The 435-nt window shown below is 53.1% G+C and carries 1 protein-coding gene; it reads left to right on the top strand.

Annotated features, from left to right (window positions below; genetic code table 11):
• The first annotated feature begins 80 nt into the window (after nt 1-80).
• The gene (locus tag ACR6JA_RS23265) at nt 81-326 is read left to right on the top strand and encodes a hypothetical protein (RefSeq protein WP_494599900.1); all 246 of its coding nucleotides are present in this window, start codon (nt 81-83) and stop codon (nt 324-326) included.
• Nucleotides 327-435: the final 109 nt, after the last annotated feature.

Genomic DNA, 435 nt, shown 5'->3' with positions numbered 1-435 from the left:
TGTGCAAATGAAACGAAGCGGGCAGACCCGTAATGAATGGCTCTGGACCTACTTAGCCTAATCACTCAGACAACGGAAACATGATGGATCAATACATCACCTATGTCGTTCGCATGCCCGAAGATCCTGATGAGCGAAGAGTCGTGGAACAGGCCTTGCAAGTTCTCAGGCCCCATGCGACCGCCATGTCTTTGGAAGACGAAATGACGGTGCTCGACTTTATTGAAGAACATCCCGACTTCAGCGAGCACATCGCTGAGGACGCCCGCAAACGCGCGAAGGAAGTTGCGCACACCATGCACGAACAAGAACACAAGGAAACCTGATGAACCGTCAAGAACTGGTCGAAATCGTTGCTACCGAAACCGGCCAATCTCAACGCGCTGTCGATCAGATGTTGGCCGTGCTGGTCAACACGATCCAGGGTGCCGTGGC

Source organism: Cedecea sp. B1(4) (assembly GCF_059414925.1).
This window is presented reverse-complemented; position numbering and strand designations above follow the sequence as displayed.